The organism is Mesorhizobium sp. 131-3-5, from assembly GCF_016756575.1.
In the GTDB taxonomy this organism is placed as follows: Bacteria; Pseudomonadota; Alphaproteobacteria; order Rhizobiales; family Rhizobiaceae; genus Mesorhizobium; species Mesorhizobium jarvisii.
Map to the genome: position 1 here is coordinate 2,937,134 of NZ_AP023254.1, position 15,841 is coordinate 2,952,974.

The window sequence follows — 15,841 nt, forward strand, 5'->3', positions numbered from 1 at the left end:
GGGCCGGGCGGGGGACGCCGCCCGGCCCCTTTTTCCAAGCAGCAGAAGAGACATGTCGATGAACGCGCCGCATCCGATGACCAACGCCTTCCGCGAAGCCTTTCGCCGCCATCCGGCGGGGGTCGCCGTGATCACGGCCGACCCCGGCGACAGGCCGGTGGCGATGACCGTGTCCTCGCTGATCTCGGTGAGTGCGGCGCCGCCGGTCGTCGCCTTCTCGCTTTCGATGAAATCGACCTCGTCCGAGCCCCTACTGCGGGCCGAGACCATGGTGATCCACCTGCTCCGCTTCACCGATATCGACCTGGCGCAACTCTGCGCATCGAGCGGCGCGGAACGCTTTCCGCCCGGGGGCGCCTGGGCACGGCTGCCGACGGGCGAGCCGCGCTATACCGGCGTTTCGACCTGGTTCCGCGCGCGCCGGCTCGGCCTGCTGCCGATCGAGGGCGCGACGCTGGTCGCGGCGGAGCTGCTGGAAGGCGACGTACAGCCGGACGAGGTCCCTCCGGAGGCGCATTCGCTGGTCTATCTCGACCGTCGCTGGCATCGCCTGCACAAGGAACTGGACGGCGTGGCCGAGCTGCTTGATTCGTCACGTTTTCTTTGAGCCCGCCCGTAGGCGAGTCGGGCTCAAAATATCGCGCGACGCTGCGGCGAGAGGCCATCGCGCCGCCGGAAGGGGCTGCCACCCGCCGCGGGTGATCCCTGCGCTAATTTGGGTTCCCCAAGCCGTTTGCTTTGCGCCACGCCTCGTATTCTGCGCGGGCGTCGTCATGCAGCGGATAATAGCGTTGCAAAGGAGCGCCCTGCATAAGCTTCTCTCGCGAGAACTCTTCCCAATCGTGATGTGTCTTTGCTTCTTCGATGACCTTTGCGGCCATGGCGACGGGAACCACCACGACGCCGTCATCGTCGGCAACGATGATGTCGCCGGGGATCACCGCGACACCGCCGCAGGCAATCGGAACGTTGACGGCATTGGGGTAAATGCTGGTCTGAACATGATAGTTGGGCGTCCAGCCGCGCAGCCAAAGCGGCAGGTCGAGCTTCTCGACATTGGGCCTGTCGCGCATGCATCCGTCGATGACGATGCCCGCGCCGCCTCTGCCCTTGAAGTAGGTCGACATCATGTCGCCGAAGACACCCGAGCTCATGTCGCCGCGCGCGTCGACCACGACCACGTCGCCCTCCTGGGCGTGATAGAGCACGTGGCGGTGCAGTTGCGTCTCCGGATCGGCATATTCACCCTCGTTGAAGAGATCCGGCCGTTGCGGCAGGAATTGCAGCGTCAGCGCCGGCCCGACGATCGACTTGCCGTGATTCTGCGCCACCGGACCGACCATGTGGGGATTGCGGAAGCCCATATGGCCGAGCGTGCCGGCAACGGTCGCGGCACCGATCTCCCTCAATCCCTCGATCAGGTCCTTGGGCGGCCGAATGATGTCGGAGGTATGCGTCATGGTGGACTCCGGTTGAAATTGAACTACCAGTTGGTGACAGAACCGTCGCGGCGCTTGAGGTGGGGTGCCTCCCAGAAACGGAAACTCTGTGCCTGGATCGCCGTCTCGTTGACCTCGACGCCGAGCCCCGGCAGATCGCCGACCGGATAGGCGGGGCCGTCGAGTTGTGGTTGCACGGGGAAGAACTCGGAACTGTCGAAGCCCAGCTTCCTTTCGGGCACCCTGGTCTCGAGCCAGGCGAAATTGGGGACCGCGGCGGCGAGATGCACTGTCGCGGCCGTGCACACCGGGCCCAGCGGATTGTGCGGCATCAGGTCGACATAGTGCGCCTCGCTCCAGCCGGCGACCTTCATCGCTTCGGTGAGCCCGCCGACATTGCAGACATCGAGCCGGTTGAACTGATGGATGCCGCGCTCGATGTAGGGCAGGAACTGCCACTTGCTGGCAAATTCCTCGCCGATGGCGAACGGGATGTCGGTCATCGTGCGCAGGGATTCGTAGGCTTCCGGTGTTTCGTCGCGTATCGGCTCCTCGAGGAAATCGAGCACGCCGCGGCCGAGCTTGTTGCAGAAGCTCGCCGCCTCGGCCACCGACAGCCGATGATGATAGTCGATGCCGAGGACGACCTCGTCGCCCAGCGCCTCGCGGGCCTTGTTCAGCATCCGGGCGGTCACGCCGATCGACTCGCGCGGCTCGAAAATGTCCTTGCTGCTTTGCCCGGCGGGGAAGAAGCGGATCGCCTGCCAGCCCTGCTTGTACAGCTCGCGGGCCCGTTCGATGGCGACATCGCCCTCGGCCTCGTCACCGGTCGAAGCGAAGGTGGGGATGCGGTCACGCTGCTTGCCGCCGAGCAGTTCGTAGACCGGCACCCCCAGCGCCTTGCCCTTGATGTCATGAAGCGCGATGTCGATGGCGGAAATCGCCGCCTGCAGAACGCGCCCGCCTTCAAAATACTGGCTGCGATAGGCCTCTTGCCAGATCCGGCCGATCTGCAGGGGATCGCGGCCGATGAGGAATTCGCGATAGTGCTCGACCGCGCCGGTCACGGCCCTTTCGCGGCCGCTCAAGCCGCTCTCGCCCCAGCCGAATATGCCCTGGTCGGTCTCGACCTTCACCAGCATCTGGTTGCGCGTTCCCACCCACACCGGGTAGGGCTTGATCGCCGTGATCTTGAGCTTCGTCGTCATCCACGCCCACGTCCCAATCGCATCCGCCCTGTCTCAGGCGGCCTCGAGTGCCATTTCAGTTTCGCCGTCGAACAGGTGCATCCGCTCCTGGTCGAACTCGAGCCAGATATGCTCGTCAGGTTTGACGGCAATGTTGGGGGACACGCTGATGTTGACGATGGCGCCGGAGAGGAGCGCCTGCACGAAGGTGACGTCTCCGGTTGGTTCCACCGTATAGGCCTTGGCCGGGATGGCGCCGGGGACCGCGCTTTTGTGGAGTTTGATCGTCGAGTGTCGCGCACCGAGCACGACCTTCCTGGTGGTCGCGCTCTGGGCCTTGCGCGCGTTGCGTTGCGACAGCTGGAGGCTCCAGCCTTCGGCGCTCTTCAGGACGGTGTCGCCGTTTGCCGTCGATGCCTCCAACGGAATAAGGCTCATCGCCGGGCTGCCGACGAAGCTGGCGACGAACATGTTGGCGGGATGCGCGAAAACCTGCGCCGGCGAATCATATTGCTGCAGAAAGCCGCCGTTCATCACAGCCATCCTGTCCGCCATGGTCACGGCTTCGAGCTGGTCGTGCGTCACATAGACGATCGTCGCCTTGAGGTCCTGATGGAATCGCTTGATTTCGGAGCGCATCTGGACGCGCAGCTTGGCGTCGAGATTGGACAGCGGTTCGTCCATCAGGAACACCGCGGGGTCTCGAACAAGCGCCCGGCCAAGCGCCACGCGCTGCTGTTGACCGCCCGAAAGTTCGCGCGGCTTGCGCTCGAGCAACTGCGTCATGTCGAGCACACGCGCCGCTTCGCGGACCTTCTTGTCGATCTCGGCCTTGGGCAGCTTGCGCATCTGCAGCGGGAAGGCGAGGTTCATATAGACCGACTTTTGCGGATAGAGCGCGTAGTTCTGGAACACCATTGCGATGTCCCGGTCCTTGGGGTCGAGATCGTTGACCACCTGGTCGCCGATGACGATGTCGCCCGATGTGATCGGGATCAGCCCGGCAATGAGATTGAGCGTTGTCGTCTTGCCGCAGCCCGAGGGGCCGACGAGCGCGACGAACTCACCATCATTGACCGTCAGCGAGACCTCGTTGACGGCTTTGAAGCTGCCATAGGTCTTGACGAGATCTTTGAGGACCACATGGGCCATCGGCAACTCCCTAATGCTTGACCGCGCCTTCTGTAAGGGCGCGTACGAAGTATCGTTGCAGGACGAGGAACAGCACCACGACGGGCACGCTCATGATGAAACTGGCCGCCATCAGGCCCGGAAAGTCCGTCGTGTTTTCCGAGAAGAAGCGCTGGATGCCGACCGGCAGCGTCAGCTGTTCGTTCTTGGAGAGGAAGGTGTAGGCGTAGATGTACTCGTTCCACGCGCCGATGAAGGAATAGATCGCCGTGGCGATGATGCCCGGCGTCGACAGCGGCATCACGATCAGGATGAAGGCCTGGAACCGCGTTGCGCCATCGATGCGCGCCGCCTGCTCGAGCTGCACCGGGATGTTGTCGTAGAAGCCCTTGAGCAGCCAGATCGCCAGCGGCAGGCCGAAGGTGAGGTAGGTGAGAACGAGCGAGCCATGCGTGTTCACCAGCCCGATCGCGCGCATCAGGATGAAGAGCGGCACGAGAAAGATCACCGCCGGGAACATGTTGCGCAGCAGGACGGTGAAGAACAGGAAGTTCCGGCCCGGGAAGGTGAAGCGCGAAAACGCGTAGGCCGCCGGAACCGCCACGATCACCGAGAGGACAGTGGTGGCGGTGGAGACGAAAAGGCTATTCCAGAAGAAGCGGAGGAAGTCCTGGCCGACGCTGTTCTGCGGATCGAGCAGCTTCTGGTAGCTGGCAAGGGTCGGTTGGTCAGGCCACCATTGCGGCGGGAATTGCATCGCGGCAAAGCCCGACTTGATCGAGGTGAGCAGCATCCAGACCATCGGCAACGCGGTGTAAAGCAGCATGAACACGAGGAAGATGCGTCCGCCCCACCGCCATCCGTCGAAGCGCAGGCGGCGACGGGCCTGGCCTCGAGCGGCTGTCTCGGCGATCGTGCTCATGCACTGCCATCCTTCCTGTCGTTGCCGCTTAGCGCGCGGACGTAGAAGTAGCCGAACGTCATCAGGATGATGAACAGCAGCACCGAGTAGGCCGACGCCACCCCCCAGCGCTGCCGGCCGAAGGCGAGTTCATAGATGTGGGTGATCCAGATATGCGATGCGTTCGACGGACCGCCGCCGGTCATGATCCAGGGGATGATGAAGGAATTGAAGTTGGCGACCGCCAGCAGCAGGATCGTCACGGTCGAGACGTTTCTCAAATGCGGGAAGGTGACGTGCCAGAAGCGCTGCCACGCATTGGCCCCGTCGACTTTGGCGGCGCGCAGCAACTGGTCGGGGACCGTCTGCAGGCCGGCCATCATCATGATCATGGCAAACGGAAATTCGCGCCAGATGTTGACGACGATAAGGGAGGGCAGCACCGTCGAGACGCTGTCGATGAAATTCGGCGGCCGGTCGGCCAGTCCGAGGCCGACCAGCACCGCGCCGATGATGCCAAAGTCCGAGTGGTAGATCCACTTCCAGATATAGGAGGCGGCGACCGCGCTGATGACCCAGGGAATGATCAGGATGGCGCGCAGCACACCACGGCCGAAAAAGTCACGGTGGAGCGCCAGCGCGGCGGCAAACCCCAGGACGAAGGAGATGCCGGTGGACCCCACCGTCCAGATCAGCGTGTTCCAGGTGACCTTCCAGAACACCGCACTGGTGAGGATGGCGGTGTAATTGTTGAAGCCGACGAAGGTCTTGTCGCGGAGCTGCAGGCCAGGCGGCGTATTAAAGAACGACAGCTCGATCGTGTAGTAGATCGGATAGGCGATGACGACGAGCATCACGGCGATCGCGGGCAGCACGTACGCATAGTCAGCGCGATGCTCCCAGATCTTGCGCAGCACACCGGATTTACCGGGTTGCAATCTTCGGCGAGCCTCGGTCTTGCCGGTCACGATCGTCACTTTGGCGTGCCCTTGTTCTTCGGAACGAACCGGCTGACCCTTGGGGCAGCCGGTCAGGATCGCAGGTCAGGCTCGGACTAGAGTCCGCCCATCAGGTCTTTCACCTTCTTGGCCGCGTCGTCCGCTGCCTGATCGACGGTCATCGCTCCAGTCAGGGCATTCTGCAGCATGTCCGGGATGATGATGTTCATGATCTCGGGAGATTGCGGCAGCGCCGGGAACGGGATGCCGTATGGCAACATCGAGGTCGTGACATCGAGGAACTTGATGCTGTCCAGACGCTCTTTCATCCATTTGGTCTTGAAGCCGTTGAGATTGCCCGGGTTCGAGCCGGCATAGGCCATCTTCAGCGACCATTCCGGGCTGGTCCACATGCAGATGATAGCCTTCGCGGCCGGTTCGTCCACCTTGCCGCCCTCGACATATTCGGGCTTTAGGATGTGGATGTTCGAACCACCGAAGACGACGGCGCGCTTGCCGTCGGGGCCGGTCGGGATCAGGCCGTAGCGCATGTTGTCGATGACGGTCTGCGCCTTGTCCTTGTCGGTGCCGGTCGCCTTCTTCTGCAGGTCGAGCATGACATTGTAGTCGGACGGGTGCGAGATCATCATGCCGAGCTGGCCGGCGAGGAACAGCGGCTGGTTGTCGGCCTGCTGGTTGGTGAGTGCCGAGACCGGAACCGACTTGTCGCGGACATACATGTCGTAAGAGGCTTGCAGCGCGGCCTTGCTCTGCGGGCTGTCGAGCTCGATCTGCTGATAGGTCGGGTTCGCCGAGGTTTCGTCGAAGACGCCGCCGCCATAGGCCCATAACTGAGGCATGAAGCGGTACGGGGTATTGCCGGCATTCTTGCGGGCCACGAGGCCGTAACCGGCAATGCCGAGCTTGTCATGGATCTGCTTGGAATACTTGACGACGTCGTCCCAGGTTGCCGGAGCCTTGTCCGGATCGAGGCCCGCGCGCTTGAAGATATCGGCGTTCCAGATGAACGCCATCGTCTCATTGTTGGTTGGAATGCCGTAGGTCACGCCGTCCCAGGTCACGGCTTTCATGGCGCCGGGCCAGAAATCATCCGCCGAATACCCTACATCCTCGGGCTTGAGCGGCTGCAGATAGCCCTTTGAAGCGAACTCGGTGCCACCCAGGATTTGCAGGCGGACCGCCATCGGCGCCGCATTGCCAAGGAGCGCCGTGCGGAATTTGTCCAGGAGATCGTTGTAGGTGAGGGCCTGTTCCTCGAGCTGGATGTTCGGATAGGTCTTGCGGAAGGTCTCGAAGAAATCCTTGTAGTACTGGCGCAAGAGATCGGGGTCGCCCTCGAACACGCCCTGATACCAGAAGGTCAGTCGCCCCTTGTAGTCGAGCGGGGTGACCTTGCCGCAATCGGCGGCCGTGTCAAATTCCTGCGTGCCCGCAATGGAGCGCACATATTCCGGCGACCACTTGCTCAAGTCGACCGGCGCCGCGCCCAGGGCCGGTGCGGACATCAACGATGCGATCAATGCAGTGGAGACAGTGCCGCGCAGGACGGCACCGCCGAGTGTGATCCTCGTCATAGGTATCCTCCAGGTTTCTCTCCCATGCCGCTCTGCATCGAGGCGAGCGGCCTTACTCGTCGGTCGCGGGGACATCTCCTCAAATGTATCCCTTCGAGCAATTTATACGTTTTCAGATCGCAGATTGGCTGTCAACGCAACAAATCGTACATTGTTTATGGAAATCGTGCGTGATATCGAGAAAGGTGTGTATTCATGGAAGGGGGAGCCGGCCTTGGCCGACACGCGGGAATTTAAAGCAGAGCCACCCGAGGGGATCGATCCTCTCGGCGCCTCGAGCGAGGGCGCCTCGCTTTATGAGCTGATCAGGGAGGACATCATCGAGGGCCGGCTCGCCGCCAACGAGCGTCTGGTGGTCACCGATCTGGCCCGGCGTCACGGCACCTCGACCAATCCCGTGCGCGAGGCCCTGCAACTGTTGCGCGGGGAAGGCTTTGTCACCTTTCTGCCCAATCGCGGGGCACGCGTGCGGCCCATAGATCAGGATTTTGTCCGCGATATCTACGAGATCGGTGTGCTGATCGAGCCGGCCCTGACGCGATGGTTCGTGAGCATGGCCACCGACGAGGACATCGCCGAACTCGAACGTCTTCAAGGTCTGATCGAAGAGAACAATTTTGCCGACACGTTCAGGCACAGCGAGCTGGACACCGCTTTTCACACCGTGATGTACCAGAGGCACTACAACCGCCATGCCGCCGAGCTTTGGTGGAAACATCGCGAAGTGCTGCGCGCCGTGAGCCGTCGTTTCAATTTCACGCTCGCCCGGCGTGCCGCCATCATCCGCGAGCACCGCGAGCTCATCGCGCATGTGAAGGCGGGAAATGCCGACGAGGCAGCCGAACTCATTGCGCGCCATGTCGAGGGCTCCGGGCGGCATGTCCTTGAACACATGCGCGCGCGCAACGCCGCGCGGGCAGGGTAGATCAATCGGCCCGGAACACCGCTCTTTAGGTCATCCAGATGAGGATAGTTGAGAGATGAAAATCACGAGCATTCGGCCGTGGCTGATCAAATCCGATGCCTCCTATTGGGGGGAGTACCTGTTCGTCGAAGTGACGACCGACGACGGCGTGAGCGGCTGGGGGGAGATCACCACCACGACGAAGCTTGCCAACCGTGCGCTCTGCACGATCCTGCGACAGATCGGTGCCTCCGTGACCGGCGAGGACCCGGCGCGCATCGAGCAGCTGTGGCACAAGATTTTCCGCAGCTTCACCTATATGGGCAGCCGCGGCGCCGCCGTCGAATGCGTGAGCGCCATCGACATAGCCCTCTGGGACCTCCGTGGCAAAGTCCTCGGCAAGCCGATCTACGAGTTGCTTGGTGGTCCGGTGCGCGAGGAAATCGCGCTCTACACCCATCCCAACCAGGCCAAGTTCACCAGCAAGGAGGCTGTGGTCCGCGAAATCAGGGACATCGTCGAGTCCGGGCACACAGGGCTCAAGTTCGACCCTTTTCCGCATCAGGGCCGCGGCCCCGATGGGCTGTCGCGCGAGCAGCGGGACGGCTACCTCGATGGCAGCATGACCCGCAAGGACGAGCGCGAAGCGGCCGAACTCACGGCGCTGATCCGCGAAACGGCGGGTCCTGACGTCGATATCCTCATCGATGCGCATGGCCGCTTCGACGTTCCCACCGCCATTCGCCTCTGCCGCAGCCTGGAGGAAGCCGGCCAGATCGACTGGTTCGAGGAGCCCTGTCCGCCCGAAAGCCTCAACGCGCTCAAGCAGGTGCGTGACAAGGTCAGTGCTCCAATCTCATGGGGCGAGCGCGGCCACACGAAATGGGATTTCGTGCCGGTGCTCGAGAACAAGCTCGCTGACTACATCATGCCTGACGTCACCTGGACCGGCGGCATTACCGAACTCAAGAAGATTTCCGCCCTGTGCGAAGCCTACTACATCCCGGTCTCGCCGCATGACGCCGCGGGGCCGATCAACGTGGTCGCGGGGGCGCAGGTGATGATGACCGTTCCGAACTTCTACAAGCTCGAAACGTCGGAATGGAACCTGGGCAAATACGATCATCTCATCGACAGACCGCTCGACGTTTCGAACGGCAGCCTCAAGCTGACGTCGAAGCCTGGTCTCGGTGTCGAGATGAACCGCGATTACCTGCAAGCCCACGAGATCGAGCTGAGCTAGCAACGCTCAATGCCGGGCGGCGTTCGCGGCGCAAGCCCCCGACCAGAACGAGGATAGATCATGCCAAAGACGGGTGGAGCCGGCGAGGCTCTCAATCGGGTCAACACGAATTCCAAGCCATCCGACCTTCGCATCACCGACATGCGGGTGGCCGAAATCGTCGGCGCGCCATTCACCTCGGCGCTTCTCAAGATCTACACCAACCAGGGCATCGTCGGGCTCGGCGAGGTGCGTGACGGCGCCAGCGCCACCTTCGCGTTGATGCTGAAAAGCCGGCTGCTTGGCGAGAACCCTTGCGATATCGATCGCCTGTTTCGCCGCATCAAGCAGTTCGGCGGGCACGGCCGGCAAGGCGGCGGCGTGTCGGCGGTCGAGATCGCGCTGTGGGATCTCGCCGGCAAGGCCTATGGCGTCCCCATCTACCAGATGCTCGGCGGCAAGTTCCGCGATCAGGTGCGCGTCTATTGCGACACCGACGCCGAGAAACCGAGCGGCACCGAAACCGGAAAGCGCCTCAAGCAGCGCATGGATCGCGGTTTCACCTTCCTCAAGATGGATCTGGGCTTGATGCAGATCGCCCATGTCCCGGGCGCCGTGTCCGCGCCAGCCGGAGCGCTCGACGGGTTTCATGCCAATCCACGCGGCCGTGGCGGCACGCTTGAGGAGCGCAAGGCCCGCAATCTCGCCTACGACGCGCAGAACGTGCAGCACCCGTTCACCGGCCTGCATTTCACCGAAAAGGGGATCGATCTGCTCGAGGAGTACATCCACCAGGTTCGCGAGGTGATCGGGTATGAGATCCCGCTCGCCATCGACCATGTCGGCCACATCTCGCTGCAGGACGGCATACGCCTGTCGCGCCGTATCGAGAAATACGTTCCGGCCTGGCTGGAGGATGTGATCCCCTGGCAATATACCGAACAGTACCGGCTATTGCAGCAGGCCACCACGGTGCCGATCTGCACCGGCGAGGACATCTACCTCAAGGAAGGCTTCGAGCCGCTGCTCAAGAGCGGCCTCTCGGTCATCCACCCGGACCTGCTCACCAGCGGGGGCATTCTCGAGACCAAGAAGATCGGCGACATGGCGCAGGATCACGGTGTCGCCATGGCGATCCATATGGCCGAAAGTCCGATCGCCGCGATGGCCGCCGCGCATGTCGCGACCGCGACGGAGAACTTCATGGCGCTCGAATACCACTCCGCCGATGTCGACTGGTGGGACGATATCGTCACCGGCCTGCCCAAGCCGCTCGTCAAGGACGGCTTCATCACTGTGCCCGACAGACCTGGGCTGGGCATAGATGATGTGGTCGACGAGGTGATCGGCCAGCATCTGCAGCCCGGTGTCACGGGGATATGGCAATCCACCGAGCATTGGGACAATGAATATAGCTGGGACCGGACCTGGAGTTAGCCCAGGCCCCCTGCCATCATTCCCCTCAGGCTCACAGGGCCTACGACCGACCATTGGTGTCGACCTCTCCCAAGGGAGAGGCGAAGAAGGAACGGACGAAACCATGATCTACGAACTGCGTATCTATGACTGCCTGCCGGGCAGGCTGCCGGCTTTGCTCAAGCGCTTTTCCGAGCAAACGCTGGCCATCTGGGAGAGGCATGGCATCCGCCAAGCCGGGTTTTTCACCACGGCGATCGGCGAAAACAGCAATCGCCTCACCTATTTCATCGCCTGGGAATCGCTGGCCGAGCGTGAGGCGAAATGGGCGGCTTTCGTCACCGATCCGGCATGGCACAAGGCCCGGGACGAGTCGGAGCGCGACGGGCAGATCGTTGCCAATATCAGCAGCCAGCTGCTCACGCCGACAGCTTTCTCGTCTGTGAAATAGGACTGCGCCATGAAGATCACCGACCTGCGCTGCGCCGTCATCGGCAAGCACCCGATCGTCCGCATCATCACGGATGAAGGCCTCCATGGCCTTGGCGAGGTCGAGTTCACAAAGACCTACCTCAAGCCGTTTGTGCTGCATTTCCGCGAGGCGTTGATCGGCGAGGATCCGACCGACGTCGAGCGGGTGATGTTGAAGATCCGCCAGCGCGGCTCGTTCAAGCCTTATGGCGCCGCCGTCTCCGCCATCGAGCACGCCTTATGGGACATCGCCGGCAAGGCGGCGGGCGTGCCGGTCTATAAACTGCTTGGCGGCAAGGTGCGCGACAAGGTGCGCGTCTACAACGGCTCGATCCGCCGGAAACGCGCCGGCGACCGGCCGGAGGATTACGCCGCCGACGTCAAATGGATGATGGAGCAGCCGCAGAATTTCTTCATGGTCAAGCAGGGAATCTCGTTCCACTCCAACATGAAGGACAGCATCGAAGGCTTCCATTACGGCGTGACGCAGAAGAAGGCCGGTTATCACGGCGCCATGGATCAGGGCGTGATCAGCGAGCGCGGTTTCAATCACATGCTCGACTGCGTGATCGCGATGAAGGAGGTGCTGGGCGACAAGGTCAGCCTGGCGCTCGACTGCGGCCCGGGCTGGATGCTGCCCGATGCGATCAAGTTCGCCCGCGCGGTCGAGAAGTACAATCTGATGTGGCTGGAGGACATGCTGACCGGCGACTATGTGCCGTGGGTCAATCCGCAGGCCTATCGCGAGCTGACCACCTCCACCTCGACGCCGATCCATACCGGCGAGCAGATCTACCTCAGGCACAATTTCAAGGAACTGATCGAGACGCAGGCGGTGCGGGTCATCGGCCCCGATCCGGCCGATATCGGCGGCATCGCCGAACTCAAATGGGTCGCCGAGCACGCCTACATGCACTCGATCCTGATGGCGCCGCACGGCACCGCGAACGGCCTGCTCGGCCTCGGCGCGCTGATCAATGTCTGCGCCACCTTGCCGGCCAATTACGTGGCGTTCGAATATCCCAGCGCCTCGGACCCGTGGTGGGAGGAACTGGTGATCGGCCTGCCGGCGCAGATCGTCAGGGATAGCATGGTGGACCTGCTGGAAGCGCCTGGCCTGGGGCTCGATATCGACGCCGAAGCGGCCAGGAAGTATCTCAGCGAAGAGGATGCGGGCTTCTTCGACTGAACCATCCTTCTTTCACCATGCGAGCCGGTGCCTGGCGCCGGCTTCCGACAGCCGCTCGGGCGACGTTTGCGGTGCTCGCCGCCGGCATGGGCCCAAGCTCATCTTTCCTTGTTGAGGTCGACCGCGCCGGGAGTAATAGTCGCGGCGGAGTTCGTTTGGAGGACGAGATGACGCTGAGCTTCGACCCGAGGGCGAAGGCCACGACGCTTTACCATGGCGAATTCCGGCCGATGTTCATCGGCGGCAAGTGGGTCGCGGCGCAGTCCGGCCAGGAGATGCAGGCGCTGAACCCGGCGACAGGCGAGGTGCTGGCCACGGTGCCGCGCGGCGGGACGGCCGATGTCGACGCGGCGGTGGCCGCCGCACGCGCCGCCTTCGAAGGGCCGTGGTCGAAACTCTCGCCGTACGAGCGGCAATGCGTGCTGTTGCGCATCGCCGATCTGTTCGAGACGCATTGGGAAGAGCTCAGCGTTTCCGACACGCTCGACATGGGACTGCCGATCACCCGCACGCTGGCCAACCGGCGCCGCGTCATCGGCATGCTGCGCTTCTATGGCGGGATGGCGACGGCGCTGCATGGCGAATCCATCGACAATTCGATCCCTGGCGAGATCGTCTCCTTCACGCGGCGCGAGCCTGTCGGTGTCGTCGGCGCGATCATTCCCTGGAACGCGCCGACCGCCGCCTCGATCTGGAAGATCGCGCCGGCGCTCGCCACTGGCTGCACCATCGTGCTGAAGCCCTCGGAGGAGGCGTCGCTGACGCCGCTGCTGATCGCGCGTCTGATGCAGGAAGCCGGCGTGCCTGACGGCGTCGTCAACATCGTCACCGGCACCGGAGCCGAGGCCGGCGCGCGGCTCGCCGAGCATCCCGACGTCAACAAGATCGTCTTCACCGGCTCGACGCTGACCGGACAAGCGATCGCGCGGGCGGGTGTGGCCAACCTCAAACGGGTTTCGCTGGAACTCGGCGGCAAGTCGCCGATCATCGTCTGCCGCGACGCCGACATCGACAAGGCCGTTCCGGTCGCGGCGATGGCGGTGTTCGTGCATTCGGGCCAGATCTGCATCGCCGGCTCGCGCCTGTTCGTGGCGCGCGAAATCCACGACGAGTTCGTGCGCCGCGTCGCGGAATTCGCCGGCAGGCTGCGCATCGGCCACGGCATCGAGGCGGAGACCGAAATCGGGCCGCTGATCAATGCCAGGCAGGCCGGCAAGGTGGAGGGCTATATCAAGGCCGGCAGCGACGAGGGCGCGAAACTGGTCGCCGGCGGCTCGCGGCTGACGGGCGCGCTCTATGATGGCGGCAACTTCATTGCGCCGACCGTCTTCGGTGCTGTATCGGACAAGATGACCATCGCGCGCGAAGAAATTTTCGGGCCGGTCATTTCCGCCATGCCCTTCGACACGCTCGATGAGGCCGTGGCGCGCGCCAATGCGACGCCCTTTGGGCTCGCCGCCGGCATCTTCACCACGCATCTCGGCACCGCGCACAAGCTGGCGCGCCGCATCAAAGCCGGCTCGGTCTGGGTCAATATGTACCACGCCATCGACCCGGCGGTGCCGTTCGGCGGCATGAAGATGTCCGGCTATGGCCGCGAAGGCGGCATCGAGCATCTGCATGAGTATCTGGAGACCAAGTCAGTCTGGATCCAGACCGACTGATATTCAGGTGAGGCCGGCCTGCGAACGGCAGCTTCCTGCGCTTCCGGTGCTCACGTACTGTAAGTACGCTCCGCTCCGGTTCTCGGAAGCTACCGTTCTCGACTCGACCTGAGCTGAATATCGACACACCCTGGCGCGTGTGGGGGTGATGCGCTGCGCAGTTTGCCCCGGCGGCCAGGCAAATCGCGGGCCAGGCAAACCGGTGCCAGGGAACCTTTGTTCTGCTGGTGATTTTTGCCTATATAGAAATGCGAACGGCCAGGAGGGTGTTGCCGATGACGACAAAACGGTTTGCGATCTGCGCTCTTGCCGTGGCAATGGCCTGCGGCATGTCAATTTCGGCCTTCGCCGGGTCCAGGCATCGCCACCACCAGGCCGAGCCGGAACGCTACGTTCCCGCCGATGACGATTTCATCGGCTTCCTGTTCGGCGGTCCGCGCTACTACGACCAGCAGCTGTTCACGACGGCGGCGGGCGCCTGCTCCTACCACCGGGTCGGGCCGGATGCGAACGCGTTGAACAAGATCAACGATCATCATTGCGGGAAATAGCTGGGCCGCGCAGCGCAAGCCAGTTGTCGCCAATTTCCGGCAACCTGGGGCAACTTTCAGCGGCCTGAAACTGGCTGATTTCAACGGTTTGTATCTGGATCCGCCAGTTCTGCGCGAATCTCGGCGCCGTGTTCGTCGCGCGCGGGACCTTTGGTCGGCGTCTTTTGCGCCCATCCGGAAAAGCGCGGAGCAGCGGCTGCCTGCAGGACGCCGTCCACCGCCAGCCAGGAACCACGCGCGGCCATGTGCGGATGCCGGGCTGCTTCCCATGGGCTGAGCACCGGGGAGACGCAGGCATCCGAGCCTTCGAACAGGCTGGTCCATTCGTCGCGCGGTTTGGCGGCAAAGATCGCCGCCAGCCGGTTGCCGAGCTCCGGCCAGAGATCGCGGTCGAATTGCTTGGCGAATTGCGGATCGGCGGCGAGGCCGAGCCTGTCGAGGAACAGCGCGTAGAATTTCGGCTCGATGCACTGGACGCTGATGAAACCGCCGTCGGCGGTGCGATAGACGCGGCACCAGTGCGGGCCGTCGAGAAGGCTTTGGCCGCGTTCGGCGACGAGCCCGCCGGACTGGCCGAGCACCATCAGCAGGTTCATCATGTGGGCCGAGCCGTCGACGATGGCCGCGTCGACCACTGTGCCTTGGCCGCCGGCACGCGCGTTCATGATGGCGGCCAGCATGCCGATCACCAGATAGAGCGCGCCGCCGCCTATGTCGCCGGTGAGCGTCGGCGGCGCCATGGGCGGCTCGCCCGGCAAGGAGGCATACCAGAGCGCGCCCGACACACCGGTATAGTTCATGTCATGGCCGGCAGTGCCGGCCAGCGGACCGTCCTGGCCCCAACCGGTCATGCGGCCATAGACCAGCTTTGGATTGACCGCCAGGCAGGCATCCGGACCGAGCCCGAGGCGTTCCATGACGCCGGGCCGAAATCCCTCTATCAGGCCGTCGGCGGTGGCGATGAGGCGCATCAGCACGGCGACATCCCCGGCATCCCTGAGATCGAGCGCGATGGAGCGCTTGCCGCGATCGAGCAGCGAGCGTTCGGGCAGGCCAGGCATGGGCGCCTGCTTGCGGTGGACGACGATGACATCGGCGCCGAGATCGGCGAGCAACATGCCGGCGAAGGGCGCTGGCCCGAGCGCCTCGATCTCGACGATACGCGTCCCCTTCAGCATTCCACCCTCCACGGCGTTCAACCCTAGAGTATGGGCGCAAGGTGACGGTGTGTAA

15 protein-coding genes are annotated in these 15,841 nt (G+C 63.2%); 8 read left to right on the forward strand and 7 right to left on the reverse strand.

Annotated elements, in window-relative coordinates; all coding sequences use genetic code 11:
- Positions 1–52: 52 nt before the first annotated feature.
- Positions 53–607 (forward strand): flavin reductase family protein, encoded by a 555-nt coding sequence (locus JG747_RS14290; protein ID WP_244748397.1) that lies wholly within the window; start codon positions 53–55, stop codon positions 605–607.
- A 103-nt stretch (positions 608–710) separates the two neighbouring features.
- On the opposite strand, the gene JG747_RS14295 is transcribed toward JG747_RS14290, so the two are convergent.
- From JG747_RS14295 to JG747_RS14320, 6 genes are all read right to left on the reverse strand, one after another.
- On the reverse strand, positions 711–1,460 hold the full coding sequence (locus JG747_RS14295) for a ribonuclease activity regulator RraA (protein WP_069092763.1): 750 nt from the start codon (positions 1,458–1,460) through the stop codon (positions 711–713).
- A 23-nt stretch (positions 1,461–1,483) separates the two neighbouring features.
- On the reverse strand, positions 1,484–2,647 hold the full coding sequence (locus JG747_RS14300) for a mandelate racemase/muconate lactonizing enzyme family protein (protein ID WP_202362033.1): 1,164 nt from the start codon (positions 2,645–2,647) through the stop codon (positions 1,484–1,486).
- A 33-nt stretch (positions 2,648–2,680) separates the two neighbouring features.
- A complete protein-coding gene (locus JG747_RS14305) occupies positions 2,681–3,778 on the reverse strand; it encodes an ABC transporter ATP-binding protein (RefSeq protein WP_202362034.1) in 1,098 nt (365 codons plus the stop codon).
- A 10-nt stretch (positions 3,779–3,788) separates the two neighbouring features.
- Positions 3,789–4,679: a carbohydrate ABC transporter permease gene (locus JG747_RS14310; protein WP_019859740.1), complete on the reverse strand. Its 891-nt coding sequence runs from the start codon at positions 4,677–4,679 to the stop codon at positions 3,789–3,791.
- Positions 4,676–5,635: a carbohydrate ABC transporter permease gene (locus JG747_RS14315; RefSeq protein WP_019859738.1), complete on the reverse strand. Its 960-nt coding sequence runs from the start codon at positions 5,633–5,635 to the stop codon at positions 4,676–4,678. Before JG747_RS14315 ends, JG747_RS14310 begins: the two co-directional genes overlap by 4 nt.
- A gap of 77 nt (positions 5,636–5,712) precedes the next feature.
- Positions 5,713–7,191, reverse strand: coding sequence for an ABC transporter substrate-binding protein (locus JG747_RS14320; protein WP_019859737.1), 1,479 nt, complete (start codon positions 7,189–7,191; stop codon positions 5,713–5,715).
- 214 nt (positions 7,192–7,405) lie between these two features.
- On the opposite strand from JG747_RS14320, the gene JG747_RS14325 reads away from it, so the two are divergent.
- The 7 genes from JG747_RS14325 to JG747_RS14355 all read left to right on the forward strand — a co-directional run bounded on the left by JG747_RS14325 (position 7,406) and on the right by JG747_RS14355 (position 14,608).
- Entirely contained in the window at positions 7,406–8,116 is a 711-nt protein-coding gene (locus JG747_RS14325) for a GntR family transcriptional regulator (protein WP_027047133.1), read from the forward strand.
- A gap of 55 nt (positions 8,117–8,171) precedes the next feature.
- A complete protein-coding gene (locus JG747_RS14330; RefSeq protein WP_202362035.1) occupies positions 8,172–9,338 on the forward strand; it encodes a mandelate racemase/muconate lactonizing enzyme family protein in 1,167 nt (388 codons plus the stop codon).
- 60 nt (positions 9,339–9,398) lie between these two features.
- Positions 9,399–10,754 carry a mandelate racemase/muconate lactonizing enzyme family protein gene (locus JG747_RS14335; RefSeq protein WP_202362036.1) on the forward strand — a complete coding sequence of 452 codons (1,356 nt, stop codon included), beginning with the start codon at positions 9,399–9,401 and terminating at the stop codon, positions 10,752–10,754.
- A gap of 103 nt (positions 10,755–10,857) precedes the next feature.
- Positions 10,858–11,184, forward strand: a complete 327-nt coding sequence (locus JG747_RS14340) for an NIPSNAP family protein (RefSeq protein ID WP_019859733.1) — start codon at positions 10,858–10,860, stop codon at positions 11,182–11,184.
- Positions 11,185–11,193: 9 nt separating this feature from the next.
- Positions 11,194–12,393, forward strand: a complete 1,200-nt coding sequence (locus tag JG747_RS14345; protein WP_038648575.1) for a mandelate racemase/muconate lactonizing enzyme family protein — start codon at positions 11,194–11,196, stop codon at positions 12,391–12,393.
- A gap of 167 nt (positions 12,394–12,560) precedes the next feature.
- Positions 12,561–14,057, forward strand: coding sequence for an aldehyde dehydrogenase family protein (locus JG747_RS14350; protein WP_038653098.1), 1,497 nt, complete (start codon positions 12,561–12,563; stop codon positions 14,055–14,057).
- A gap of 275 nt (positions 14,058–14,332) precedes the next feature.
- Positions 14,333–14,608 (forward strand): hypothetical protein, encoded by a 276-nt coding sequence (locus tag JG747_RS14355; RefSeq protein ID WP_038648571.1) that lies wholly within the window; start codon positions 14,333–14,335, stop codon positions 14,606–14,608.
- An 80-nt stretch (positions 14,609–14,688) separates the two neighbouring features.
- Here the strand turns inward: JG747_RS14355 and JG747_RS14360 are convergent, their stop codons facing one another.
- On the reverse strand, positions 14,689–15,786 hold the full coding sequence (locus tag JG747_RS14360; protein WP_038648570.1) for a CaiB/BaiF CoA transferase family protein: 1,098 nt from the start codon (positions 15,784–15,786) through the stop codon (positions 14,689–14,691).
- Positions 15,787–15,841: the final 55 nt, after the last annotated feature.

Excerpts from the sequence above, each read along its gene's own strand:
- JG747_RS14290 (WP_244748397.1), top strand. The coding sequence starts at position 53 with ATGTCGATGAACGCGCCGCATCCGATGACCAACGCCTTCCGCGAAGCC.
- JG747_RS14305 (WP_202362034.1), bottom strand. The coding sequence starts at position 3,778 with ATGGCCCATGTGGTCCTCAAAGATCTCGTCAAGACCTATGGCAGCTTC.
- JG747_RS14330 (WP_202362035.1), top strand. The coding sequence starts at position 8,172 with ATGAAAATCACGAGCATTCGGCCGTGGCTGATCAAATCCGATGCCTCC.
- JG747_RS14355 (WP_038648571.1), top strand. The coding sequence starts at position 14,333 with ATGACGACAAAACGGTTTGCGATCTGCGCTCTTGCCGTGGCAATGGCC.
- JG747_RS14350 (WP_038653098.1), top strand. The coding sequence starts at position 12,561 with ATGACGCTGAGCTTCGACCCGAGGGCGAAGGCCACGACGCTTTACCAT.
- JG747_RS14320 (WP_019859737.1), bottom strand. The coding sequence starts at position 7,191 with ATGACGAGGATCACACTCGGCGGTGCCGTCCTGCGCGGCACTGTCTCC.
- JG747_RS14340 (WP_019859733.1), top strand. The coding sequence starts at position 10,858 with ATGATCTACGAACTGCGTATCTATGACTGCCTGCCGGGCAGGCTGCCG.
- JG747_RS14345 (WP_038648575.1), top strand. The coding sequence starts at position 11,194 with ATGAAGATCACCGACCTGCGCTGCGCCGTCATCGGCAAGCACCCGATC.
- JG747_RS14360 (WP_038648570.1), bottom strand. The coding sequence starts at position 15,786 with ATGCTGAAGGGGACGCGTATCGTCGAGATCGAGGCGCTCGGGCCAGCG.
- JG747_RS14295 (WP_069092763.1), bottom strand. The coding sequence starts at position 1,460 with ATGACGCATACCTCCGACATCATTCGGCCGCCCAAGGACCTGATCGAG.
- JG747_RS14310 (WP_019859740.1), bottom strand. The coding sequence starts at position 4,679 with ATGAGCACGATCGCCGAGACAGCCGCTCGAGGCCAGGCCCGTCGCCGC.
- JG747_RS14300 (WP_202362033.1), bottom strand. The coding sequence starts at position 2,647 with ATGACGACGAAGCTCAAGATCACGGCGATCAAGCCCTACCCGGTGTGG.
- JG747_RS14335 (WP_202362036.1), top strand. The coding sequence starts at position 9,399 with ATGCCAAAGACGGGTGGAGCCGGCGAGGCTCTCAATCGGGTCAACACG.